The sequence below is a fragment of the Halomonas ramblicola genome (assembly GCF_030409215.1).
Lineage (GTDB): Bacteria > Pseudomonadota > Gammaproteobacteria > Pseudomonadales > Halomonadaceae > Halomonas > Halomonas ramblicola.
In genome coordinates, this window is sequence record NZ_JAUFPL010000032.1 from 20,838 (window position 1) to 45,550 (window position 24,713).

Below are 24,713 nucleotides of genomic sequence, written 5' to 3' on the forward strand. Positions count from 1 at the left end.
ATGAAAACCGTCACTCTGAGCTCGCTGCAGGCCTTCAAGCGCGCCGGTGAGACCTTCAGCTGCCTGACCGCCTACGATGCCACCTTCGCCCGGGCCGCCAGCGACGCCGGCATCGAGGTGCTGCTGGTGGGCGACTCCCTGGGGATGGTGCTGCAGGGTCACGCCAGCACCCTGCCGGTCACCCAGGAGGAGATCTGCTACCACACCCGCTGCGTGGCCCGTGGCAAGGGAGCGAGCCTGCTGATGGTCGACCTGCCCTTCATGGGCAACGCCAGCCAGGAACGCCTGCTGGAGAACGCCGGCGAACTGATGCGTGCCGGTGCCGAGCTGGTCAAGGTGGAGGGCGAGGCGTGGATGGCTGACGGCATCCGCGAGCTGACCCGCCGCGGGGTACCTGTGTGCGCCCACCTGGGCCTGACGCCGCAGACGGTCTACCAGCTGGGCGGCTACAAGGTGCAGGGCCGCGAGACCGAGCGCGCCGACCAGATCCTCGAGGACGCCCGCACCCTGGTGGAGGCCGGCGCCTCGGTGATCCTGCTGGAGTGCGTGCCGGCCAGCCTCGGCCGCGCCATCACCGAGGCCCTGGACGTGCCGGTCATCGGCATCGGCGCCGGCCCCGACACCGACGGCCAGATCCTGGTGATGCACGACATGCTGGACATCACCGCCGGGCGCAAGCCGCGCTTCGTCAAGAACTTCATGGCCGAGGCCGACGATATCCAGGGTGCCTTCCGCCGCTACCACGAGGACGTCAAGGCCCGCCGCTTCCCCGCCGCGGAACACTGCTTCTAGCCCCGGAGGCCCACAGCGATGCGCATCCTGAGAGAGATCCCCGCCCTGCGCCAGACGCTGACCGAGGCACGCCGCCGAGGCCAGCGGATCGCCCTGGTACCCACCATGGGCAACCTCCACGCCGGCCACCTGGCCCTGGTGGCGGCGGCCCGTGAGCGGGCCGAGGTGGTGGTCGCCAGCATCTTCGTCAATCCCATGCAGTTCGGGCCGAACGAGGACCTCGACGCCTATCCGCGCACCCTGGCCGAGGACCAAGCGAAGCTCGAGGCCGCCGGCTGCGACCTGCTGTTCGCCCCGGAGGCGGCCACCGTCTATCCCCGGGGCCTCGAGGCCCAGACGCGGATCAGCGTGCCCGAGGTGAGCGAAGGGCTGTGCGGCGGCTCCCGCCCCGGTCACTTCGACGGCGTCGCCACCATCGTCGCCATGCTCTTCAACCTGGTGCAGCCCGACCTGGCCTGCTTCGGCGAGAAGGACTACCAGCAGCTGGCGGTGATTCGCCGCCTGGTGGCCGACCTGCACTTCCCCATCGAGATCGTCGGCGTGCCCATCGTGCGCGCCGAGGACGGCCTGGCGCTCTCCTCCCGCAACGGTTATCTCAGTGACGCACAGCGCGACGCAGCCCCGCGCCTCCACGCGACGCTATGCGAGCTGCGCGCCAGCCTGGAGGCAGGCGCCGAGATCGAGGCCAGCCTGAAGGCCGGACTCGACCGACTCGACGAGGCCGGCTTCGACCCCGACTATCTGGAACTTCGCGCCGCCGACCTGGGCCCGGTCACGGCGACGACCCGCGAGGCCGTGCTGCTCGTCGCAGCGCGGCTGGGCCCGACCCGACTGATCGACAACCTGACCCTGACCCTGCCGCGCTGAGGCGACGGCCCATCCGGAGGAACCGCTTTCCATGTTCACCATCATGCTCAAGGCCAAGCTGCACATGGCCCGCGTCACCCATGCCGTACTCAACTACGAGGGCTCCTGCGCCATCGACGGCGAGCTGCTCGACATGTCCGGCATCCGCGAGAACGAGCAGGTCCAGATCTACAACGTCGAGAACGGCCAACGCTTCACCACCTATGCGATCCGTGCCGAGGAGGGCTCCCGGGTGATCTCGGTGAACGGTGCCGCCGCCCACCTGGCCGGCGTCGGCGAGCGGGTGATCATCTGCAGCTACGCTCACTACAGCGAGGCGGAGCTGGAGAATCACCAGCCGGCCCTGGTCTACCTCCAGGAAGGCAACGCCATCAGCCACACCAGCCACGCCATCCCCGTCCAGATGGCCTGAACGCCCGGTCAGGATAGTGCGCCGTCTCCCGGCACCACGCCGGTCCGACCTCGTCAGGCGGCCGGCGTTTCACCAGGAGATCGGCGCTGCACTGGATCGGCACATCCTTATAGGACCGCCAGGCATTGCCGCAGTGCACAAGCTTCCCCTATGCTGGGACTCCGGCCCTGGTGGAAAACCGGCCCGACGCCGGCCGTTTTCCGACACGACCGCGATGCCCTATAACACGCTCAGGAGGCTCAGCCCATGCAAGACCAAGACGTGGTAATCGTTGCCGCCCGCCGTACTGCCGTCGGCACCTTCGGCGGCTCCCTGGCCGGCATTCCCGCCAGCGACCTGGGTGCCCTGGTGATCAAGGACATCCTCTCTTCCACCGGCGTCGCCGCCGATCAGGTCGAGGAGGTGCTGCTGGGCCAGGTGTTGACCGCCGGGGTCGGCCAGAACCCGGCCCGCCAGGCTTCCATCAAGGCCGGCCTCCCGGATGCCGTGCCGGCCATGACCATCAACAAGGTGTGCGGCTCCGGGCTCAAGGCCCTGCACCTCGCCACCCAGGCGATCCGCTGCGGCGACGCCGAACTGATCATCGCCGGCGGCCAGGAGAACATGTCCGCCTCGCCCCACGTGCTGCCCAACTCGCGCACCGGCCAGCGCATGGGCGACTGGAAGGCCATCGACACCATGGTCCACGACGGCCTCTGGGATGCCTTCAACAACTACCACATGGGCATCACGGCCGAGAACCTGGCGGAGAAATACGGCATCACCCGCGAGCAGATGGACGAGTTCGCCGCCGGCTCCCAGCAGAAGGCCGCCGCGGCCATCAGGGAAGGCAAGTTCAAGGGCCAGATCGTCCCGGTGGAGATCCCCCAGCGCAAGGGCGACCCGGTGGTCTTCGATACCGACGAGGGCCCGCGTGACGTGACCGCCGAGAAGCTCGGCACCATGCGTCCGGCCTTCAAGAAGGACGGCACCATCACCGCCGGCAACGCCTCCTCCCTCAACGATGGCGCCGCCGTGGTGATGCTCTGCTCCGCCGAGAAGGCCAAGGCCCTGGGGCTCGAGCCCCTGGCCCGCATCAAGGCCTACAGCAATGCCGGCGTCGACCCCTCCATCATGGGCATCGGTCCGGCCCCGGCCACCCGCCGCTGCCTCGAGAAGGCCGGCTGGAGCCTGGACGACCTGGACCTGGTCGAGGCCAACGAGGCCTTCGCCGCCCAGGCGCTGTCGGTCAACAAGGAACTCGGCTGGGACGCCGACAAGATCAACGTCAACGGCGGCGCCATCGCCCTGGGCCACCCCATCGGTGCCTCCGGCTGCCGCATCCTGGTGACCCTGGTGCACGAGATGATCGCCCGCGACGCCAAGAAGGGCCTGGCGACCCTGTGCATCGGTGGTGGGCAAGGGGTTGCCCTGGCCATCGAACGCTGAGGAAACCCCATATAAAGAACCGCCCCCGCAGCCTGGCTGCGGGGGCGGTTTTTCTTCCAGCTTCACGCTTCCGGCTTTCAGCTTGCCGGAGGCTTACAGCTCGACGTCGGCCGCTTCGGCCTCGAAGGCGGCCTTCTCTTCCGGGGTGATCTCCTTGATGGTGAGCTTCACCCGGTTGCGGTTGTCGATGTCGAGCACCTTGACGATCGGCTCGTCGCCCTCGTTGAGGTAGTCGCGCACGTCGTTGACCCGCTCGGGCACGATCTGGGAGATGTGCACCAGGCCGTCGGTGCCGGGCATGATGTTGACGAAGGCGCCGAAGTCGGCGATGCGCACCACCTTGCCGCGGTACAGCTTGCCGATCTCCGGCTCGGCGGTGATCGCCAGCACGGTGTCGATGGCCGCCTTGGCCGCCACCTTGTCCTCGGCGTAGATGCGCACGGTGCCGTCGTCGTCCAGGTCGATGGAGGCGCCGGTGTCCTCGCAGATCTTGCGGATGGTGGCGCCGCCCTTGCCGATGACGTCGCGGATCTTCTCCGGGTCGATCTTGATGGTGGCCATGGAGGGCGCGTTCTCGGAGACCTCGGCGCGGCTCTGGCCGATCACCGCGTTCATCTGCTCGAGGATGTGCAGGCGGGCCTCGTTGGCCTGCTGCAGCGCCTGCTCCATGATCTCCTCGTTGATGCCCTCGATCTTGATGTCCATCTGCAGGGCGGTGACGCCGTCGGCGGAGCCGGCCACCTTGAAGTCCATGTCGCCCAGGTGGTCCTCGTCACCCAGGATGTCGGTCAGCACGGCGAAGCCGTCGGCGTCCTTGACCAGGCCCATGGCGATGCCCGCCACCGGCGCCTTCATCGGCACGCCGGCGTCCATCAGCGCCAGGGAGGAGCCGCACACCGAGGCCATGGAGCTGGAGCCGTTGGACTCGGTGATCTCGGAGACCACGCGGATGGTGTAGGGGAAGTCCGCCTCGTCGGGCAGCATGGCCTGCACGCCGCGGCGCGCCAGGCGGCCGTGGCCGATCTCGCGACGCTTGGGACCGCCCATGAAGCCGGCCTCGCCCACGCTGTAGGGGGGGAAGTTGTAGTGCAGCAGGAAGCGGTCCTTGCGCTCGCCCTCCAGCGACTCGATCAACTGGGCGTCGCGCAGGGTGCCCAGGGTGGCGATGACGATCGCCTGGGTCTCGCCGCGAGTGAAGATCGCCGAGCCGTGGGTCTTGGGCAGGCTACCCACCTCGATGGCCAGCGGGCGCACGGTGCGGTTGTCGCGGCCGTCGATGCGCGGCTCGCCCTTGATGACGCGAGCGCGCACCACACGCTTCTCCAGGCCCTCGATGGCCCCCTTCACCTCGTCGGCGTCGAACCGGCCTTCCTCCTCGCCGGCCAACTGCTCGACCGCCTCGGCCTTGAGGGCGGAGAGCGCGTCCTGGCGGGCCATCTTGTCGGTGATGCGGTAGGCCTCGCCGACCCTGGCCTCGAAGGCCTCGGCCACGGCGGCCTTCAGCGGGGCGTTCTCGGCCGGCGGCTGCCAGTCCCACTTCGGCTTGCCGGCCTCGGCGGCCAGCTCCTTGATGGCGGCGATGGCGACCTGCATCTCCTGGTGGCCGTAGAGCACGGCGCCGAGCATCTCGTCCTCGAGCAGCTCGTCGGCCTCGGACTCCACCATCAGCACCGCCTTCTCGGTGCCGGCCACCACCATGTCCAGCTCGGAGCTGGCGAGCTCCTCGACGGTGGGGTTGAGGAAGTAGCCCTTGTCCTCGTCGAAGCCCACCCGGGCGCCGCCGATGGGGCCATTGAAGGGCACGCCGGAGACCGCCAGGGCCGCGGAGGTGCCGAGCATGGCGGCGATGTCCGGGTCATGGTTGCGGTCGGTGGAGAGCACGGTGCAGATCACCTGCACCTCGTTCATGAAGCCCTTGGGGAACAGCGGACGGATCGGGCGATCGATCAACCGCGAGGTGAGGGTCTCCTTCTCGGTGGGACGCCCCTCGCGCTTGAAGAAGCCGCCGGGGATCTTGCCGACCGCGTAGGTCTTCTCCTGGTAGTGGACGGAGAGCGGGAAGAACGGCTGGTTGGGGTTGGCTTCCTTCCGCGCCACCACGGTGCACAGCACCACGGTGTCGTCCATGGTGACCATCACGGCACCGGTGGCCTGGCGGGCGATGCGCCCGGTTTCCAGGGTGACGGTGCTGCGACCGTACTGAAACGTTTTCTTGACCGGATTCACGGCGACTCTTCCTTCAACTTTTCGATGTTTGGGTCGTTTCGACTCGGCGACCATTTTAGGGGTTGACGGCCGCCAGGGCCACCGGGTAGCGACATTTCCGCACGGCAATCGCTGCTGGCCTGGCCCAACCCTTTGCCCCAACGAGAAACGGGCAGCCCTCGGGCTGCCCGTTTCGCTACCGCTTGGGGTACGTCGCTTAGCGACGCAGGCCCAGACGCTGGATCAGCGACTGATAGCGCTCGAAGTCCTTGCGCTTCAGGTAGTCCAGCAGCTTGCGGCGCTGGTTGACCATGCGGATCAGCCCACGACGGGAGTGGTGATCCTGCTTGTTGGTCTTGAAGTGATCCTGCAGGCCATCGATGTTGGCGCTCAGCAGGGCCACCTGCACCTCGGGGGAACCGGTGTCGTTGTCGCCACGGCCGAATTCCTTGACGATCTCGGCCTTCTGTTCGGCTGTCAGTGCCATCTGTGTCTCCAGTAAGCAATATGCCTGAATGATGAATTGGATGAGACCACGCATATTTGCAGTCTCGGCGTCGCTCCCTGGGAAGCCCGCGGCTTCCTAGGCGACTGCGCTGCTCAGCAGCCGCTTCGGCGCCACCTCCTGTGGCGTCGTCACCGTGCCGAGGCCCAGGAAGGCCCCGTCGCGGTAGAGTCTCGGTGTCTCGCCCGCGGCCAGGCCGTGGGTCACCCGGGCCGGCTGGCCGTGGGTCAGCCGTTGCGCCGCCGCGGCGTCCACCTCCAGGCGCGGCAGGTGCGCCACCAGCACGTCGAGGGGCAGCAGCGCCGCCTCCCGAGCCGCCTGGTCGGGCAGCGCCTCCAGGGCCTCGAGGGTCAGCATGCCGTCCGACGCCGCGAAAGGCCCGGTCTTGAGCCGCCGCAAGGCGCTGATGTGCGCCCCGCAGCCCAGCGCCCGGCCGATGTCCTCGGCCAGGGTACGGATATAGGTGCCCTTGCTGACCCGCACCTCCAGTTCGAGGGCGTCGACCTCGAGAGCCAGAAGGCGGGCATCATACACCGTCACGCGCCGCGCTGCACGCTCGATCGTCCTGCCCTCGCGGGCCAGCTCGTAGAGCTTGCGCCCCTGGTGCTTGAGCGCCGAGTGCATCGGCGGCACCTGCTCGATCTCGCCGCGGAAGCGCGCGAGCACCCCCTCGATATCGGCCTCGGAGAGCCGCGGCACCTCGCGACGCTCGATCACCTCGCCCTCGGCGTCGCCGGTGTCGGTGACCATGCCCAGTTCCACCCGAGTGCGGTAGGCCTTGTCGGCCTCCAGCAGATGGGCGGAGAACTTGGTCGCCTCGCCGAAGCACAGCGGCAAGAGCCCGGTGGCCATGGGATCTAGGGTGCCGGTGTGGCCGGCCTTCTGCGCCTGCAGCAGGCGTCGGGCGCGCTGCAGGGCATGGTTGCTGGACAGGCCCTTGGGCTTGTCCAGCAGCAGCACCCCGTTGACCGGCAGGCCGCGGCGTCGACGCGCCATCAGTCGCGCTCGCCCTCGTCGCTGCCCGGCGAGGCGTCGCCCGGCTCCTCCTCGGCATGACGGGCGCGATCGCTCTCCACCGCCTCGTCGATCAGCGAGGAGAGCCGCTGGCCGCGCACCACGCTCTCGTCGTAGTGGAAGCGCAGCTCCGGCACGTGACGCAGCTTGACCCGCCGGGCGATCTGCCCGCGCAGGAAACCGGCGGCCTGGCGCAGCACCTTGAGGTTCTCCCGGATGCGCTCCGGGCCGTCCTCGCCGAGCAGGGTCACGTGGACGTCGGCGTAGCCGAGGTCGCGACTGACCTCGACGCCGCTCACCGTGACCATGCCCAGGCGCGGATCCTTGACCTCGCGCTGGATGAGCACCGCCAGCTCCTTCTGCAGCTGGTCGGCCACCCGGTCGGTACGCTTGAACTCGCGCATGGCTCGCTTCCTCGCTCGATCAGAGCGTCCGCTCGACCTTGACCTGGTCGAAGACCTCGATCTTGTCGCCGACCTGGACGTCGTTGTAGTTCTTCACGCCGATGCCGCACTCCATGCCGTTGCGCACTTCCGGGACGTCGTCCTTGTAGCGACGCAGCGACTCGAGATCGCCCTCGTAGATCACCACGTTCTCGCGCAACACGCGGATCTTCTTGTGGCGGTAGACGGTGCCCTCGACCACCATGCAGCCGGCCACGGCACCGATCTTGGGCGCGCGGAAGACGTCGCGGACCTCGGCCACGCCGACGATCTCTTCCTTCCACTCCGGCTCGAGCATGCCGCTCATGGCCTGCTTGACCTCGTCGATGAGCTGGTAGATGACGCTGTAGTAGCGCAGCTCCAGGCCCTCGCGCTCGATGATCTCGCGGGCCGCGGCGTCGGCGCGCACGTTGAAGCCGATGACGATGGCCTCGGAGGCCAGCGCCAGGTTGGCGTCGGTGCCGGTGATGCCGCCCACGCCGGAAGAGACCACGGAGACCTGCACCTCGTCGGTGGAGAGCTCCTCGAGCGCGCCCTTGATGGCCTCCAGGGACCCCTGGACGTCGGCCTTGAGGACGATGTTGAGCTTGGCCGCCTCTTCCTGGCCCATCTGGCTGAACATGTTCTCCAGCTTGGCCTTCTGCTGGCGCGCCAGGCGCACCTCGCGGTACTTGCCCTGACGGAAGTTGGCGACCTCGCGGGCCTTCCTCTCGTCGGCCACCACCATGAAGTCGTCACCCGCCTCGGGGGTACCGTCGAGGCCCTGGATCTCCACCGGCATGGACGGACCGGCCTCGTCGACCTGCTGGCCCAGCTCGTTGGTCAGGGCGCGCACGCGGCCGTAGTGCAGGCCGGCGAGCACGATGTCGCCCTTCTTCAAGGTACCGTTCTGGACCAGCACGGTGGCCACCGGGCCGCGGCCCTTGTCCAGGCGCGACTCGACCACCACGCCCTTGCCCGGGGCATCCGGCACGGCCTTGAGCTCGAGCACCTCGGAGACCAACAGCACCGCCTCGAGCAGTTCGTCGATGCCCTCGCCGGTATGCGCCGAAACGTGGACGAACTGGGTATCGCCGCCCCACTCCTCGGAGATCACACCGTGCTGGGACAGCTCGTTCTTGACCCGGTCGGGGTCGGCGCCCTGCTTGTCCATCTTGTTGACGGCCACCACCAGGGGCACTTCGGCGGCCTTGGAGTGCTCGATCGCCTCGATGGTCTGGGGCATGACGCCGTCGTCGGCGGCCACCACCAGGATGACCACGTCGGTGGCCTTGGCACCGCGCGCCCGCATGGCGGTGAAGGCGGCGTGGCCGGGGGTATCCAGGAAGGTCACCCCACCGTGGTCGCCCTTCACCTTGTCGCCTTCCACGTGGTAGGCGCCGATGTGCTGGGTAATGCCGCCGGCCTCACCGGTGGCCACCTTGGCCTGGCGGATGTAGTCGAGCAGCGAGGTCTTGCCGTGGTCGACGTGGCCCATCACCGTGACCACCGGGTCGCGGGTGACCTCGTCGCCCTCGTAGGAGATGGCCTCGAGGACCTCGGTCTCCAGCGCATCGTCCTTGACCAGCCTGGGCTTGTGGCCCATCTCCTCGACCACGATGGCCGCGGTGTCCTGGTCGATGGTCTGGTTGATGGTCACCGCCGCGCCCATGGTGAACATGGTCTTGATGACCTCGTTGGCCTTGATCGACATCTTGTCGGCCAGGTCGGCGACGCTGATCGACTCGGGGATCGAGACCTCGCGGACGATCGGCTGGGTGGGCTTCTGGAAGCCGTGCTTGCCGCCGCCCTGGGCACCGCCGCGGCGGCCGCCGCGACGCTCGGCGCGCTTGGCCTTCTTGCCGCCGCGGCGCCGCTCCTCGCGGTCACCACGATCGTCGTCATCGCGCTCGTGACGGCCCTTCTTGCCGCTCTTCTTGGGCGGCGCGGTACGGCGATCGGTGCGCCCTTCCTTGGGCGGCGCCGGCGGCTGGTCGGCCGGGGCCGGCGTCTCCAACTCGGGCACCGGGATCTCCGGCTCGGGCGCGGCCTTCTCGGCCTCCGGCTCGGGCGCGGCCTTCTCGGCCTCCAGCTTGGCGGCGGCCTCCTTGGCCGCTTCCTCGGCGGCACGTGCCTTGGCCTCCTCGGCCTCGCGCGCCTCGCGCTTGGCCTCGGCCTCCGCCATGTCGCCCACCAGCTGGCGCGGCCCGGTGTCTTCCGCCGGCTCCGGCTGCTCCTCCTTGGCTTCCTCGCGCTTCACGTAGGTGCGCTTCTTGCGCACCTGGACCTCGATGGTCTTGCCGCGCTCGCCGGTCTTGATGCGGCTGCGCGTCTTGCGCGTCAGGGTGATGCGGTTCCGCGGCGCGGCGCTGCCGCCGCCACCATGGCTCTTGGTGAGGTAGTCGAGCAGTTGGCGCTTGTCCTCCTCGGACACGGCGTCACCCTCGGACTTTTGACCAAGGCCGGCCTCTTTCATCTGCTCCAGCAGACGGGGCACGTCGCGCCCCACCTTCGCTGCAAAATCCTTAACGGTCATTTCTGACATTACGACCCTCCTGAGCCCGTGACCCCAATTCTGTTCGCTTTCGCATACTGCCTGCCCGGCGCATGGCGCCGGGCCTTTGCCGGCGCGCTATTCGCCTTCGAACCAGGGCGCACGAGCAGTCATGATCAGTGCCGCGGCGCGCTCCTCGTCCATCTCCTCGATGTCCAGCAGGTCATCGACCGACTGCTCGGCGAGATCCTCCATGGTGACGATCCCGCGGCTGGCCAGGATGAAGGCCAGGTGGCGCTCCATGCCCTCCATCGCCAGCAGATCGTCGGCCGGCTGGGCGCCATCCAGCTCCTCCTCGGAGGCGATGGCCAGGTTGAGCAACTCGTCCTTGGCGCGGGCGCGCAGCTCCTCGATGAGCTCCTCCTCGAACTCCTCGATCTCGAGCATCTCCTCGACCGGCACATAGGCGATCTCTTCCAGGGTGGTGAAGCCCTCCTCCACCAGCAGGCGGGCGACATCGTCGTCGATGTCAAGGTGCTGGACGAAGTGCTCGACGAGGCTGTCGATCTCCTGGTCGCGCTTGGTCTCGGCCTCGTCCTCGGTCATGACGTTGAGCCGCCAGCCGGTGAGCTCGGAGGCCAGGCGCACGTTCTGGCCGCTGCGGCCGATGGCCTGGGCCAGGTTGTCCTCGGCGACCGCCACGTCCATGGCATGGGCGTCCTCGTCGACGAGGATGGAGGCGACATCCGCCGGCGCCATGGCGTTGATCACCAGCTGGGCCGGGTTGTCGTCCCACAGCACGATGTCCACGCGCTCGTTCTGCAGCTCCGAGGAGACCGCCTGGACCCGCGAGCCGCGCATGCCCACGCAGGCCCCCACCGGGTCGATGCGGCGGTCGTTGGTCTTGACGGCGATCTTGGCCCGCGAGCCCGGATCGCGGGCGGCGCCCTTGATCTCGATGAGCTGCTCGGCGATCTCCGGGACCTCGATGCTGAACAGCTCGATGATCAGCTCCGGACAGGTCCGCGAGAGGATCAGCTGGGCGCCGCGCGCCTCGGGGTCGACCTTGATCAGCAGGGCGCGGACCCGCTCGTTCATGCGATAACGCTCGCCGGGGATCATCTCGCTGCGCGGCAGGAACGCCTCGGCGTTGTCGCCCAGGTCGATGATCAAGCCATCGCGGGTGGTCTTCTTGACGATGCCGGCGACCAGCTCGCCCTCGCGCTCGGCGTAGAGGCGCACCACCTCGGCGCGTTCGGCCTCGCGCACCTTCTGCACGATGACCTGCTTGGCGGTCTGGGCGGCGATGCGACCGAAGTCGGCATTCTCGATCTTCTCTTCCACCACGTCGCCCAGCCCCAGGGGCGGGTCGCGACGCTCGGCGAAGGAGAGCTTGATCTGGGCATCGGGGCCATCGAAGTCGTCGTCCTCGACCACCTCCCAGCGCCGGAAGGTCTCGTAATCGCCGGTGCTCCGATCGATGCGCACCCGCACGCTGGCCTCCTCGTCCTCGAAGCGCTTGCGTGACGCGCTGGCCAGGGCCGCCTCGACGGCCTCGAAGATCACCTCGCGGGGGACTCCCTTCTCGTTGGAGATCGCATCGACGACCGCCAGAATCTCTTTACTCATGCCATTGCCTCGCCAGAAAACCTGTCCTCGAGCCTCATGCTCAATTCCGCCATCCCGACCGGCGGCCTAGTCCTCGAACCGCGGCACCACACGCGCCGTGTCGATGCCATCGATGGGAAAGCAGTACTCCTCGCCGTCCAGCTGCAGCAGCACCTCGTCACCCTCGACACCGGCCAGCAGCCCCTGGAACTTGCGCCGCCCCTCGAAGGGCGCCCGCAGCTTCAGGGCCACCTCGTGGCCACGGTAGCGGTCGAATTGATCGAGGGTGAACAGCGGCCGATCCATTCCCGGGGAGGAGACCTCGAGGCGATACTCGCCGCGGATCGGATCCTCCACGTCGAGCAGCGCGCTCACCTGGCGGCTGATGTCCGCGCAGTCCTCGACGTTGACCCCCGTCTCGCGATCAATGTAGATCACCAGGCGCGAGTGCTTGCCCTGGGAGAGATAGTCGATGCCCCACAGTTCGAAGCCCATGGCGGTCACCACGGGTTCGATCAGCGCGTGCAGTGCAGCATCCTTGGTAGCCACGGAATAGACTCCTACAGCCGTTGCATCAGGCACCTGGCCGGGAGTGAACAGGGAAGTCAGGTGGCTGATTGGCGTTGCCCGGAACAGTGCCCCGGCGCCGGGCGCCCTGGGCAAGCTGCTAATAAAAAGCCCCTTCACAGGAAGGGGCTTTCACAAGAAACCTGTAAACCACTTCAGAGGTTCGGCTGCCCCTCCAATCGAGCATCGTCTCTCGAAAGGCGCCACTCCAGAAGATGGTAGCGGGGGCCGGATTTGAACCGACGACCTTCGGGTTATGAGCCCGACGAGCTACCAGACTGCTCCACCCCGCATCAATCTAGGTCGGTGATTGTATGCTCGCCCCATGCGTTCGTCAAGGGGCATCACCGCTTGGCCAATCCTGCTTCTGAAGGACCTGCGACGCCAAACAATGCACGGCGTCGCGGTAAATCAGATGGTGCCGAAGGCGGGACTTGAACCCGCACGGCCATCAGGCCACTACCCCCTCAAGATAGCGTGTCTACCAATTCCACCACTTCGGCATCAGGGGAGACTGGAAATCGCGAGCGTCTTACTCCTCGCTGCCCTCCAGCACTGGCGCAGTATTATCCACATCCTCGCCCTCGTCGTCAAGGGTCGGCACGCCGTTCTGCTGCTCCTGCTGCTCGATCACGCGCGAGTCGGGGATCCCGGTCTCGGGGGCCTGCCCCGACTGGGAGGCGAAGTAGGCCAGGGTCAGGGAGGTGGCGAAGAAACCGGCCGCCAGCACCGCGGTGAACTTGGAGAGGAAGCCGCCGCTGCCGCGGGAGCCGAACACGGTCTGGGAGGCGCCGCCACCGAAGGCAGCACCGGCTTCGGCGCCCTTGCCCTGCTGCAGCAGGATAAGGACGACCAGGGCGATGGCGATCGCCACATGGATCATGAGGATGGCAACTTGCATGGAATCAACCTGCTGACTGACAGATGGCTAGGAAATCGTCGACCTTGAGCGAGGCACCGCCCACCAGGCCGCCGTCGATATCGGACTGGGCGAGCAGCTCGGCGGCGTTGTCCGCCTTCATGCTGCCGCCGTAGAGCAGGCGCATGCCCTCGGCCAGGCCGGCGTCATAGTCGGCCAGACGGGCGCGGATCGCCGCATGCACCGCCTGGGCCTGCTCGGGGCTGGCGGTACGCCCGGTGCCGATGGCCCACACCGGTTCGTAGGCGATCGCCAGGCGCTGGCGCTGCTCGGGCGGGAGGGCGTCGAACACCGCCGCGAGCTGGCCGAGCACCACCGCCTCGGTACGCTCGGCCTCGCGCTCCTCGAGGGTCTCGCCCAGGCACAGCACCGGGGCGAGACCGTGCTCGAGGGCCGCCTCGACCCGCGCCCGCACCGCGGCGTCGTCCTCGCCGAACAGGGTGCGGCGCTCGGAGTGGCCCACCAGCACGTAGCGCGCGCCGAGGTCGGCCAGCATGGCGCCGCTCACCTCGCCGGTGAAGGCGCCGGAGGGCTGGTCGCTCAGGGTCTGCGCGCCCAGCGCCAGCGGGCCGCCCCGGAAGGCCGCGCCGCCGGCGCCGAGATAGGGAAAGGGCAGCATCAGCGCGACCTCGACGTCGGCCGGCAGCCGCGCCTCGGCGAAGGCCTCGGCAAAGGCCTCGACCAGCGCCAGGGAACCATTCATCTTCCAGTTGCCGGCGATCAGCGGGGTACGCATGGGATGTCCTCTTCCAAGGTGGAGCGAAATGGTATAGGAGCGGCCCTGTCAAGACAACCGGCCGCCTCAGGCCAGCAGCCCCTCGACTTGTTCGGCCAGGCGGCGGGCCAGGCCATCCACGTCCAGATGGGGGCGCCCCTCCACCATCACCCGGATCAGCGGTTCGGTACCCGAGGGGCGCAGCAGCACCCGCCCCAGGTCGCCGAGCTCCCTCTCGATTTCGGCCACGGCCTCCTGCAGGGCCGGCATCGCCATCACCGCCTTGGCGTCGCTGCCGGGGGTGAGGCGCACGTTGACCAGCACCTGGGGCGCCTTCTCCAGCCCCGCCAGCAGGCGCTGCAGCGACGTCTCCTCGCGCACCATGATCGCCAGCACCTGCAGCGCCGAGACGATGCCGTCGCCGGTGGTCTGGACGTGGCCGCACACGATATGCCCCGAGGACTCGCCACCCAGTTGCCAGCCGTGGGCGGCCAGCCGCTCCATCACGTAGCGGTCGCCCACCCTGGCGCGCTCGAAGGGCACCCCCAGCTCCTCCAGGGCCGCGGCCAGGCCGAAGTTGGACATCAGGGTGCCCACCACGCCACCGCCCAGCTCGCCGCGGGACTGGCGGTCGCGGGCGATCAGGTAGAGGATGTCGTCGCCATCGATCTCGCGACCGTCGGCGTCCACCAGCAGCACCCGGTCGCCGTCGCCGTCGAAGGCCACGCCCAGGTCGGCGCCCTGCTGGATCACCGCGGCGCGCAGCGCCGCCGGATGGGTCGACCCCACCTCCTGGTTGATGTTGAGACCGTCGGGATTGGCGCCCACCAGGCTCACCTCGGCGCCCAGCTCGCGGAAGACGTTGGGGGCGATGTGGTAGGTCGCGCCGTGGGCGCAGTCCAGCACCACCCTGAGGCCGCGCAGGCTGACCCGATCGGGAATGGTGGACTTGCAGAACTCGATGTAGCGGCCGGCGGCGTCGTCGATGCGCATCGCCTTGCCCAGCCGATCCGCGGCCACCGTGGTCAGCGGCTCGTCGAGCATCGCCTCGATCTCCCCCTCGAGGTCGTCGTCGAGCTTGGTGCCCTCGGTGGAGAAGAACTTGATGCCGTTGTCGGCGAAGGGATTGTGGGATGCCGAGATGACGATGCCGGCGTCGGCCCGGAAGGTGCGGGTCAGGTAGGCGATGCCCGGAGTCGGCATGGGGCCGAGCAGGGCCACGTCCACCCCCGCCGCGGAGAGCCCGGCCTCCAGCGCCGACTCGAACATGTAGCCGGAGATGCGGGTGTCCTTGCCGATCAGCACCCGGTGGCGGCGCTTGTGGTTGCGGGCGGCCAGCACCCGACCGGTGGCCCAGCCCAGCTTGAGCATGAAGTCGGCGGTGATGGGCGGCTCGCCCACGGTGCCACGGATGCCATCGGTGCCGAAGTAGCGTCTGGTCATGATTAACAGCCTTCCTTGAGTACGGCCCAGGTCATGTTCACCGCGTCCACGTTGGGACCCACGTCGTGGACGCGCAGGATGCGCGCGCCGCGCTCCACCGCCAGGGCCGTCAGCGCCAGCCCACCGGGCAGCCGCTCCTCTACCGGACGCGCCAGCACCTTGCCGATCATGCTCTTGCGCGACATGCCCACCAGCAACGGCAGCTCGAGCTCGGCGAGGCGCTCCATGCGATGAAGCAGGCGCAGGTTGTGCTCCACGGTCTTGCCGAAGCCGAAGCCCGGGTCGACCAGCAACCGCTCGCGGCGCAGGCCGGCGGCCTCGCAGGTGGCGACCCGCCCGGCGAGGTAGTCGGCGACCGCCTCCTCGATGGGTCCATCATAGCGGGGTGCCTGCTGCATGTCGTGGGGCTCGCCCTGGCGGTGCATCAGGCAGACCGGCAAGCCGCTGCCGATGGCGGCGGAGAGCGCCCCCTCACGCTCCAGGGCACGCACGTCGTTGAGCATGCCGGCCCCCAGGGAGGCCGCCTCGCGCATCACCTCCGGACAGCTGGTGTCCACCGACACCAAGGCGTCGAGCTCGCGCACCAGCGCCTCCACCACCGGCGCCACCCGGTCGAGCTCCTCCTGGGGACTCACCGGGTCGGCGCCGGGGCGGGTGGATTCGCCACCCACGTCGATGATCGCCGCTCCCTCGGCCAGCATGCGTTCGGCGTGGCGCAGGGCATCGTCGGGCACCAGGTGGTGCCCGCCGTCGGAGAAGGAGTCGGGGGTGACGTTGAGGATCCCCATCACCCGGGGATAGGAAAGGTCCAGCCGATGGCGGCCACAGGTCAGGGTCATGGGTGTCGTCGTCATGTTCGCGGGTCGTATCGAGGAATGGGAAACGCGGCCGGAATGCAAAGGCGCCCGCAAGGGGCGCCTTTTCCGGAAGCGACGCGGCGTCAGGAGCCGGCCGGGCCTCCCAGCGGGTCGGAGGGTCGACGCCGCGGCTCGTCGTCGTCCTCGCCGTCGCCGTTCGCCTCGTCGCCGGCATCGGGCGCCGCCTCGGCCTGGGGCTCCCCGGTCACCGGCGCGCCGGGGCCGGAGGAGTCACCGTCCTCCCAGTCCTTGGGCGGCCGCGGCGTGCGCCCGTCCATGATGTCCTTGAGCTGCTCGGCATCGATGGTCTCGTATTTCACCAGCGCTTCGGCCATGGCATCCAGCTTGTCGCGGTTCTCCTCGAGGATCTGCTTGGCCTGGGCGTAGCATCCGTCGATGACCTTGCGCACCTCCTTGTCGAGCTTGGAGATGGTCTCGCCGGACTTGAGCTTGCCGCCCTGGCCCGGGCCGCCGAAGAACTGGTGGGACTCGTCCTCGTCGTACATCACCGGCCCCATCTCCTCGGAGAGGCCCCACTTGGCGACCATGTTGTGGGCCAGCTCGGTGGCACGCTTGATGTCGTTCGATGCCCCCGTGGTGACGCCGTTGGGCCCCAGGGTCATCTCCTCGGCGATGCGCCCGCCGAACAGCGAGCAGATCTGGCTGATGATCTGCTGGCGGGACAGGCTGTAGCGATCCTGCTCGGGTAGGAACATGGTCACGCCGAGTGCCCGGCCGCGAGGGATGATGGTCACCTTGTAGACCGGGTCGTGCTCCGGCATCACCAGGCCGATGATGGCGTGACCCGACTCGTGATAGGCGGTGTTGAGCTTCTCCTTCTCGGTCATGACCATGGAGCGGCGCTCGGCGCCCATCATGATCTTGTCCTTGGCCATCTCCAGCTCGTCCATGCCCACCAGGCGCTTGTTGCGCCGCGCGGCGAACAGCGCCGCCTCGTTGACCAGGTTGGCCAGGTCGGCGCCGGAGAAGCCCGGGGTCCCGCGGGCGATCAGCGTCGGCTTGACGTCGTCGGCCAGCGGCACCTTGCGCAGGTGCACGTTGAGGATATGCTCGCGACCACGGATATCGGGCAGCGGCACCACCACCTGGCGGTCGAAGCGGCCCGGCCGCAGCAGCGCCGGGTCGAGCACGTCGGGGCGGTTGGTGGCGGCGATGACGATGATGCCCTCGTTCGCCTCGAAGCCGTCCATCTCCACCAGCAGCTGGTTGAGGGTCTGCTCGCGCTCGTCGTTGCCGCCGCCCATGCCGACGCCACGCGAACGCCCCACGGCGTCGATCTCGTCGATGAAGATGATGCACGGCGCCTGCTTCTTGGCCTGCTCGAACATGTCGCGCACGCGGGAGGCGCCCACGCCGACGAACATCTCGACGAAGTCGGAACCGGAGATCGAGAAGAAGGGCACCTTGGCCTCGCCGGCGATGGACTTGGCCAGCAGCGTCTTGCCGGTGCCGGGCGGCCCCACCATCAGCACGCCGCGGGGGATGGTCCCGCCCAGGCGCTGGAACTTGGTGGGATCGCGCAGGAAGTCGACCAGCTCCTCGACCTCCTCCTTGGCCTCGTCACAGCCCGCCACGTCGGAGAAGGTGGTCTTGATCTGGTCCTGGGAGAGCAGCTTGGCCTTGGACTTGCCGAAACTCATGGGGCCGCCCTTGCCGGCCCCGCCGCCCTGCATCTGGCGCATGAAGAACATGAAGATGGCCAGGATCAGCAGGATCGGGAAGCTGGCGATCAGCAGCCGCGTCCACAGGCTCTGCTGCTCGGGCTCCTTGCCCACCACGGTGACGTTATTGGCGAGCAGGTCATCCATCAGCTTGGGATCGTCCGCCGCCGGGCGGATGGTCTGGAACTGGGAGCCGTCGGTGCGCTCGCCGTTGATGGTGTAACCGTCGATGGTGACGCTGCGCACCTGCTGGTTCTGCACCTGCTGGACGAACTGCGAGTAGTTCATCGTCTGGGGTGCGCTGTCGACGCTGAAGTTGTTGAACACCGTCAGCAGCACCGCCGCGATGACCAACCACAGAATCAGGTTCTTCGCCATGTCGTTCAAGGGACTACCCTCAATATCAGAAATCTGTCGGCCTTAGGAGCCTGGCATGTTCGACACTACAGGAGCCGATCACGTTCGGCCACCGCCGGGACGGTTCGCCTCAGGCTCCACTGTGACACAGTCGTGCCGCGCTGTCCGGCAATCGCCGCCTTAGTCAGGGGCTATCGGCCCGGGCCGCCGCTCAGCCGCGGAAGCCATGCGCCAGCAGGTAGACCTCCCGCGAGCGCGTCCGCGAGGCGCCCGGCTTGCGGGTCACCACTCGCGTGAAGGCGCCGCGCAGCGCCTTCAGGTATTCGTCGAAGCCCTCGCCCTGGAACACCTTGGCCAGGAAGCTGCCGCCCGGGCGCAGGGTCTGGCCGGCCAGGTCCAGCGCCAGCTCCACCAGGTACATCGCCTGGGGCTGGTCGATGGCGGCCATGCCGCTCATGTTGGGGGCCATGTCGGACATCACCAGGTCCACCGGACGCTCGCCGAGGGTGGCGAGGATCGTCTCGAGTACGGCCTCCTCGGTGAAGTCGCCCTGGATGAAGTCGACGCCGGCCAGGGCATCCATCTCGAGGATATCGGAAGCGATCACCACGCCCTCGCCGCCCACCTTCTCGGCGGCCACCTGGCTCCAGCCGCCGGGCGCCGCACCCAGGTCGATCACCGTCATGCCGGGCCGGAAGAGGCGGTCCTTGTCGTCGAGCTCGAGCAGCTTGTAGCTGGCCCGCGAGCGGTAGCCCTCCTGCCAGGAGCGCTGCACGTACTGATCGTCGAAGTGCTCCTTCAACCAGCCCTTGCTGGTCTTGCTGGCACTCCTGCCAGCGGCGCGACGGCCGGGAGACTTGCGGGATGAAGGGGGCGTTGCCACGGCATCACCTGTAGGAAACGGGACGGACGACAGGCGGTCGAGCGGATTGTGGGAAGCGGCGTTTGGCCGTACCATGGGCGGCTGCGCGCAACCGGGAAGACGCAAGATACCATGAGCTTGTCACAGGCACAAAAGAAAGCATTCCGCAGCATCGGCCACCATCTGAACCCGGTGGTCACGGTCTCCGAGAACGGTATCTCCGAGGGCGTGCTCGCCGAGCTCGACCGTGCGCTGGCCGACCACGAGCTGATCAAGGTCAAGCTCGCCCTGCCGGAACGCGACGACCGCGCCGCAATGCTCGACGAGCTCGTCGCCGAGAGCGGTGCCGAGCTGGTGCAGAAGATCGGCAAGATGGCGCTGCTCTACCGCCACAACCCCCAGGCCAACCCGAAGCTCTCCAACATCAAGCGCTTCGAGGAGCATCATGGGCGGCATTGACGCGCTTCGCGCGAGCTGGAAGCCAGCATGATGTAGCACCTCCAGATACCAAACACCCCGCGGCCATGGTCGCGGGGTGTTTTTTTCCAAGCTTCCAGCTTGGGTCAGAGGTGCTCGACCCCGGCGATCTCGTACTCGACGTCGCCGCCGGGAGTCCTGACCAGCACGCTGTCGCCCTCTTCCTTGCCGATCAGGGCACGGGCGATGGGCGAGGTGACGGAGATCAGGCCCGCCTTGATATTGGCCTCGTCCTCGCCGACGATGCGGTAGGCCACCTCCTCGTCGGTATCGAGGTTGATCAGCTCCACGGTGACGCCGAAGATCACCTTGCCGGTCCGGGGCAGCTTGGTGACGTCGATCACCTGGGCGTTGGAGAGCTTGCCCTCGATCTCCTGGATACGCCCCTCGATGAAGCCCTGCTGCTCGCGGGCGGCATGGTACTCGGCGTTCTCCTTGAGATCGCCGTGCTCACGGGCCTCGGCGATGGCAGCGATCACCTTCGGACGTGCCTCGCTCTTGAGCTCCTCGAGCTCCTTGCGCAGGCGCGCCTCCCCGGCAACGGTCATCGGGACCTTGTTCATTGTGCAGCTCCTGCATGCAGTTCCTGAAGCCGCCGCACCGTGATGGCATTGCCATACTCCAGCGCCAGACAAACGGCACTCGCCCCCGCCAGGGTGGTGGCGTAGGGGACCTTGCGGGCGAGCGCGGTGCGGCGGATCACCGAGGAGTCGTTGATCGCCTGGCGACCCTCGGTGGTGTTGACGATATAGGCGATCTCGTCGTTCTTGAGCAGATCGACGATATGCGGGCGGCCTTCATAGACCTTGTTGACGACCTCGACGTCGAGACCGGCGGCCTCGAGGGCGGCGGCGGTGCCGCGGGTCGCACACAATGTGAAGCCCAATGTTACCAGAGAACGGGCCACTTCGATAACACCCGCCTTGTCCGGCTCGCGCACCGAGAGGAACGCCTTGCGGTCGCCATCGAGGGCCGGGATCGCCTCGCCGGCGCCCAGCTGCGCCTTGTAGAAGGCCTCGGCGAAGGTGTCACCCGAGCCCATCACCTCGCCGGTGGACTTCATTTCCGGCGACAGGATCGGGTCGACGCCCGGGAACTTGTTGAACGGGAAGACCGCCTCCTTGACGCTGTAGAAGTGCGGCACGATCTCCCGGGTGAAGCCCTGCTCCTCCAGGGTCTTGCCAGCCATGCAGCGCGCCGCCACCTGGGCCAGCGAGGTGCCGATGCACTTGGAGACGAAGGGCACGGTGCGCGAGGCCCGCGGGTTGACCTCGATGACGTAGATCTCGCCGCCCTGCCAGGCCAGCTGCACGTTCATCAGGCCCTTGACGCCCAGCTCCACGGCCATGCGCTTGACCTGGGCGCGCATCTCGTCCTGGACGTCGGCGGGCAGCGAGTAGGGCGGCAGCGCACACGCCGAATCCCCCGAGTGCACGCCCGCCTGCTCGATATGCTGCATGATGCCGCCGATCACCACGTCCCGGCCGTCGGAGACAGCATCGATGTCGATCTCGATGGCAGCGTTGAGGAAGTGGTCGAGCAGCACCGGCGAGTCGTTGGAGACCTTGACCGCATGGGTCATGTAGTTCTCCAGCTCCGAAGCGTCGTAGACGATCTCCATGGCGCGACCGCCGAGCACGTAGCTGGGGCGCACCACCAGCGGGTAGCCGATCGCCTCGGCCTTGGCGAAGGCTTCCTCGAAGCTGCGTGCGGTGGCGTTGGGCGGCTGCTTGAGGCCCAGCTTGTCGATCATCTGCTGGAAGCGCTCGCGATCCTCGGCGCGGTCGATGGCATCCGGCGTGGTGCCGATGATCGGCACGCCGGCGGCCTCCAGCTCACGCGCCAGCTTCAGCGGGGTCTGGCCGCCGAACTGCACGATCACCCCGACCGGCTGCTCCTTGTCGGCGATCTCCAGCACGTCCTCGAGGGTCACCGGCTCGAAGTAGAGGCGATCCGAGGTGTCGTAGTCGGTGGAGACCGTCTCCGGGTTGCAGTTGACCATGATGGTCTCGTAACCGTCGTCGCGCATGGCCAGCGCGGCGTGGACGCAGCAGTAGTCGAACTCGATGCCCTGGCCGATGCGGTTGGGTCCGCCACCCAGCACCATGATCTTCTGGCGGCCGGAGACCTCGGCCTCGCACTCCTCCTCGTAGGTGGAGTACATGTAGGCGGTGTCCGAGGCGAACTCGGCCGCACAGGTATCCACCCGCTTGTAGACCGGGCGGATGCCGGCCTTCTGGCGGGTCTTGCGGAACTCCTTCTCGGAGACGCCGAGCAGGCTCGCCAGGCGGGCGTCGGAGAAGCCCTTGCGCTTGAGGCGCAGCAGCTCCCGGGGCGTGAGCTCGGAGAGCGAGCGCCTGGCCACCTCCTGCTCGGTGGCCACCAGGTCCTCGAGCTGGACCAGGAACCAGGGGTCGATATTGGTCAGCGCGAAGACCTCCTCGCGGCTCATGCCGGCGCGCAGCGCATCGGCCACGTAGAAGATGCGGTCGGCGCCGGCGGCCTGCAGCTCGCCCTTGACGTGGGCCATGGCCTCCTCGGTGAACTCGGTCACCTTGGGGTCGAGGCCATCGTTGCCGGTCTCCATGCCGCGCAGCGCCTTCTGCAGCGACTCCTGGAAGGTGCGCCCGATGGCCATCACCTCGCCCACCGACTTCATCTGGGTGGTCAGGCGGTCGTTGGCCTGGGGGAACTTCTCGAAGGTGAAGCGCGGGATCTTGGTGACCACGTAGTCGATGGACGGCTCGAAGGAGGCCGGAGTGCGCCCGCCGGTGATGTCGTTCTGCAGCTCGTCCAGGGTGTAGCCGACGGCCAGCTTGGCGGCGATCTTGGCGATGGGGAAGCCGGTGGCCTTGGAGGCCAGCGCCGAGGAGCGCGACACCCGCGGATTCATCTCGATGACCACCACGCGACCGGTGTCGGGATCCACGCCGAACTGCACGTTGGAGCCGCCGGTCTCGACGCCGATCTCGCGCAGCACCGCCAGCGAGGCGTCGCGCATGATCTGGTATTCCTTGTCGGTCAGCGTCTGGGCCGGCGCCACGGTGATGGAGTCGCCGGTGTGCACGCCCATGGGGTCGAAGTTCTCGATGGCACAGACGATGATGCAGTTGTCGTTCCTGTCGCGAACGACCTCCATCTCGTACTCCTTCCAGCCCAACAGCGACTCGTCGATCAGCAGCTCATGGTTGTTGGAGAGATCGAAGCCGCGGGTGCAGATCTCCCCGAACTCCTCCTTGTTGTAGGCCACGCCGCCGCCGGAACCGCCCATGGTGTAGGAGGGGCGGATGATCACCGGGAAGCCCAGCTCGGCCTGGATCTCCCAGGCCTCGGCCATGGTGTGGGCCACCTTGGCCTTGGGGCACTCCAGGCCGATGTTGCGCATCGCCTTGTCGAAGAGGTCGCGATCCTCGGCCTTGTTGATGGCATCGGCGTTGGCACCGATCATCTCCACGCCGAACCGTTCGAGCACGCCATGCTTGTCCAGGTCCAGGGCGCAGTTGAGCGCGGTCTGGCCGCCCATGGTGGGCAGGATGGCGTCGGGGCGCTCGGCCTCGATGATCTTGGCCACGGCCTGCCAGGTGATCGGCTCGATGTAGGTGGCGTCGGCCATCACCGGGTCGGTCATGATGGTGGCCGGGTTGGAGTTGACCAGGATGACCCGGTAGCCCTCCTCGCGCAGGGCCTTGCAGGCCTGGGCGCCGGAGTAGTCGAATTCGCACGCCTGGCCGATGACGATGGGGCCGGCGCCAATGATCAGGATGCTCTGGATGTCGGTACGCTTGGGCATGGTGCTTCCCGCAGAATAAGGGTGACGAATGGCGACGTGTCTCTAGCTCTTACCCCAGGCTCAGGCCTGTCGGGCCTTCATCATCTCGACGAAACGGTCGAACAGCGGCGCCACGTCCCGCGGCCCGGGACTCGCCTCGGGGTGGCCCTGGAAGCCGAACGCCGGGCGGTCGGTGCGCTCGATGCCCTGCAGGGTGCCGTCGAACAGCGAACGGTGGGTGGCCCGCAGGTTGGCCGGCAGGCTCGCCTCGTCGGCGGCGAAGCCGTGGTTCTGGCTGGTGATCATCACCCGGCCGCTGTCGAGGTCCTGCACCGGGTGGTTGGCCCCGTGGTGGCCGTGGTTCATCTTCACCGAGGTCGCCCCGGAAGCCAGCGCCAGCAACTGGTGCCCCAGGCAGATGCCGAACACCGGGACCTCGGTCTCCAGGAAGGTGCGGATCGCCTCGATGGCGTAGTCGCAGGGCTCGGGGTCGCCGGGGCCGTTGGAGAGGAAGATGCCGTCCGGGTTCAGGGCCAGCGCCTCGTCGGCGGGCGTCTGGGCCGGCACCACCGTGAGGCGACAGCCGCGGGAGGCGAGCATGCGCAGGATATTGCGCTTCACGCCGTAGTCGTAGGCGACCACGTGGAAGGGCCGTTCGCCGCGGGAGGCATCGGCGTAGCCCTCGCCCAGGGCCCACTCGCCCTCGCCCCACTCGTAGGGCGACTGGCAGGACACCACCTTGGCCAGGTCCATGCCCTTGAGGCCCGGGAAGTCGCGGGCCGCGGCCAGGGCGCGCTCCTCGGCGTCCTCGCCCTCGGCCGCCGGGCCGGCCAGGATGGCGCCGTTCTGTGACCCCTTGTCGCGCAGGATGCGGGTCAGGCGGCGGGTGTCGATGTCGGCGATGCCCAGCACGTTCTGGCCGCGCAGGTAGTCGGAGAGCGATTGCTCGGAGCGGAAGCTGCTGGCCAGCAGCGGCAGGTCACGGATCACCAGGCCGGCCGCGGCGATGGCGCCGGACTCCACGTCCTCGGCATTGATGCCGGTATTGCCGATGTGGGGGTAGGTCAGGGTGACGATCTGTCGGGTATAGGAAGGATCGGTCAGGATCTCCTGATAGCCGGTCATGGCCGTATTGAACACCACCTCACCGCTGGTTTGCCCATCGGCACCGATGGCCGTGCCATGAAACACACTGCCGTCTTCCAGGGCCAGTATCGCGGGTCTGTTCAATGCAACGTCCTCCCATGCTCGTCAAGGAATACTGCTCGCCGGGGCCGGGCCGCAAAAAAGCGGGACGAAACCCGATGGTGAGACCGGT

General features: G+C 67.9%; 21 protein-coding genes and 2 tRNA genes. 5 read left to right on the top strand and 18 right to left on the bottom strand.

Annotation, left to right across the window (positions count from 1 at the left end):
• The 4 genes from panB (at window position 1) to QWY80_RS14170 (ending at window position 3,499) form a co-directional block, all read left to right on the top strand.
• Window positions 1–792 carry a 3-methyl-2-oxobutanoate hydroxymethyltransferase gene (panB, locus tag QWY80_RS14155; protein ID WP_290232703.1) on the top strand — a complete coding sequence of 264 codons (792 nt, stop codon included), beginning with the start codon at window positions 1–3 and terminating at the stop codon, window positions 790–792.
• Window positions 793–810: 18 nt separating this feature from the next.
• Window positions 811–1,659: a pantoate--beta-alanine ligase gene (gene panC, locus QWY80_RS14160; RefSeq protein WP_290232706.1), complete on the top strand. Its 849-nt coding sequence runs from the start codon at window positions 811–813 to the stop codon at window positions 1,657–1,659.
• A gap of 31 nt (window positions 1,660–1,690) precedes the next feature.
• A complete protein-coding gene (panD, locus tag QWY80_RS14165; RefSeq protein WP_290232708.1) occupies window positions 1,691–2,071 on the top strand; it encodes an aspartate 1-decarboxylase in 381 nt (126 codons plus the stop codon).
• A 246-nt stretch (window positions 2,072–2,317) separates the two neighbouring features.
• Window positions 2,318–3,499 carry an acetyl-CoA C-acetyltransferase gene (locus QWY80_RS14170; RefSeq protein ID WP_290232710.1) on the top strand — a complete coding sequence of 394 codons (1,182 nt, stop codon included), beginning with the start codon at window positions 2,318–2,320 and terminating at the stop codon, window positions 3,497–3,499.
• Between the two features lie 93 nt (window positions 3,500–3,592).
• Here QWY80_RS14170 and pnp read toward each other — a convergent pair whose 3' ends face one another.
• The 15 genes from pnp to rlmE form a co-directional block, all read right to left on the bottom strand.
• Complete coding sequence (pnp, locus tag QWY80_RS14175) at window positions 3,593–5,725, bottom strand: polyribonucleotide nucleotidyltransferase (RefSeq protein ID WP_290232712.1); 2,133 nt, start codon at window positions 5,723–5,725, stop codon at window positions 3,593–3,595.
• A 196-nt stretch (window positions 5,726–5,921) separates the two neighbouring features.
• The gene (gene rpsO, locus QWY80_RS14180; RefSeq protein WP_290232714.1) at window positions 5,922–6,191 is read right to left on the bottom strand and encodes a 30S ribosomal protein S15; all 270 of its coding nucleotides are present in this window, start codon (window positions 6,189–6,191) and stop codon (window positions 5,922–5,924) included.
• 96 nt (window positions 6,192–6,287) lie between these two features.
• On the bottom strand, window positions 6,288–7,205 hold the full coding sequence (gene truB, locus QWY80_RS14185; RefSeq protein WP_290232715.1) for a tRNA pseudouridine(55) synthase TruB: 918 nt from the start codon (window positions 7,203–7,205) through the stop codon (window positions 6,288–6,290).
• On the bottom strand, window positions 7,205–7,627 hold the full coding sequence (rbfA, locus tag QWY80_RS14190; protein WP_290232718.1) for a 30S ribosome-binding factor RbfA: 423 nt from the start codon (window positions 7,625–7,627) through the stop codon (window positions 7,205–7,207). Before rbfA ends, truB begins: the two co-directional genes overlap by 1 nt.
• Before the next feature lie 19 nt (window positions 7,628–7,646).
• On the bottom strand, window positions 7,647–10,190 hold the full coding sequence (gene infB / locus QWY80_RS14195) for a translation initiation factor IF-2 (RefSeq protein WP_290232721.1): 2,544 nt from the start codon (window positions 10,188–10,190) through the stop codon (window positions 7,647–7,649).
• A gap of 87 nt (window positions 10,191–10,277) precedes the next feature.
• Window positions 10,278–11,768 (bottom strand): transcription termination factor NusA, encoded by a 1,491-nt coding sequence (gene nusA, locus QWY80_RS14200; protein ID WP_290232722.1) that lies wholly within the window; start codon window positions 11,766–11,768, stop codon window positions 10,278–10,280.
• A gap of 66 nt (window positions 11,769–11,834) precedes the next feature.
• Window positions 11,835–12,296, bottom strand: coding sequence for a ribosome maturation factor RimP (rimP, locus tag QWY80_RS14205; protein ID WP_290232724.1), 462 nt, complete (start codon window positions 12,294–12,296; stop codon window positions 11,835–11,837).
• Window positions 12,297–12,530: 234 nt separating this feature from the next.
• Window positions 12,531–12,607, bottom strand: a tRNA-Met gene (locus QWY80_RS14210).
• A gap of 123 nt (window positions 12,608–12,730) precedes the next feature.
• Window positions 12,731–12,817: transfer RNA gene (locus QWY80_RS14215), tRNA-Leu, on the bottom strand.
• Window positions 12,818–12,846: 29 nt separating this feature from the next.
• Entirely contained in the window at window positions 12,847–13,215 is a 369-nt protein-coding gene (gene secG / locus QWY80_RS14220; protein ID WP_290232726.1) for a preprotein translocase subunit SecG, read from the bottom strand.
• Between the two features lie 4 nt (window positions 13,216–13,219).
• Window positions 13,220–13,969, bottom strand: coding sequence for a triose-phosphate isomerase (tpiA, locus tag QWY80_RS14225; RefSeq protein WP_290232728.1), 750 nt, complete (start codon window positions 13,967–13,969; stop codon window positions 13,220–13,222).
• A gap of 66 nt (window positions 13,970–14,035) precedes the next feature.
• Window positions 14,036–15,391: a phosphoglucosamine mutase gene (glmM, locus tag QWY80_RS14230; RefSeq protein ID WP_290232730.1), complete on the bottom strand. Its 1,356-nt coding sequence runs from the start codon at window positions 15,389–15,391 to the stop codon at window positions 14,036–14,038.
• 2 nt (window positions 15,392–15,393) lie between these two features.
• Window positions 15,394–16,245 carry a dihydropteroate synthase gene (gene folP / locus QWY80_RS14235; RefSeq protein ID WP_290232732.1) on the bottom strand — a complete coding sequence of 284 codons (852 nt, stop codon included), beginning with the start codon at window positions 16,243–16,245 and terminating at the stop codon, window positions 15,394–15,396.
• A gap of 86 nt (window positions 16,246–16,331) precedes the next feature.
• Window positions 16,332–18,317, bottom strand: a complete 1,986-nt coding sequence (ftsH, locus tag QWY80_RS14240; protein ID WP_290232734.1) for an ATP-dependent zinc metalloprotease FtsH — start codon at window positions 18,315–18,317, stop codon at window positions 16,332–16,334.
• A 181-nt stretch (window positions 18,318–18,498) separates the two neighbouring features.
• Window positions 18,499–19,170 carry a 23S rRNA (uridine(2552)-2'-O)-methyltransferase RlmE gene (rlmE, locus tag QWY80_RS14245; RefSeq protein WP_290232736.1) on the bottom strand — a complete coding sequence of 224 codons (672 nt, stop codon included), beginning with the start codon at window positions 19,168–19,170 and terminating at the stop codon, window positions 18,499–18,501.
• Window positions 19,171–19,281: 111 nt separating this feature from the next.
• Here rlmE and yhbY point away from each other — a divergent pair, with 111 nt between their 5' ends.
• Window positions 19,282–19,608 carry a ribosome assembly RNA-binding protein YhbY gene (gene yhbY / locus QWY80_RS14250; RefSeq protein ID WP_290232740.1) on the top strand — a complete coding sequence of 109 codons (327 nt, stop codon included), beginning with the start codon at window positions 19,282–19,284 and terminating at the stop codon, window positions 19,606–19,608.
• Window positions 19,609–19,712: 104 nt separating this feature from the next.
• Here the strand turns inward: yhbY and greA are convergent, their stop codons facing one another.
• From greA to carA, 3 genes are read right to left on the bottom strand one after another with little or no spacing between them, the layout of a single operon-like run.
• Window positions 19,713–20,189: a transcription elongation factor GreA gene (gene greA, locus QWY80_RS14255; RefSeq protein ID WP_290232742.1), complete on the bottom strand. Its 477-nt coding sequence runs from the start codon at window positions 20,187–20,189 to the stop codon at window positions 19,713–19,715.
• Complete coding sequence (gene carB / locus QWY80_RS14260; protein WP_290232745.1) at window positions 20,186–23,416, bottom strand: carbamoyl-phosphate synthase large subunit; 3,231 nt, start codon at window positions 23,414–23,416, stop codon at window positions 20,186–20,188. The genes greA and carB overlap by 4 nt, the downstream gene beginning before the upstream one ends.
• A gap of 60 nt (window positions 23,417–23,476) precedes the next feature.
• Window positions 23,477–24,625, bottom strand: coding sequence for a glutamine-hydrolyzing carbamoyl-phosphate synthase small subunit (carA, locus tag QWY80_RS14265; RefSeq protein WP_290232747.1), 1,149 nt, complete (start codon window positions 24,623–24,625; stop codon window positions 23,477–23,479).
• Window positions 24,626–24,713 lie beyond the last annotated feature (88 nt).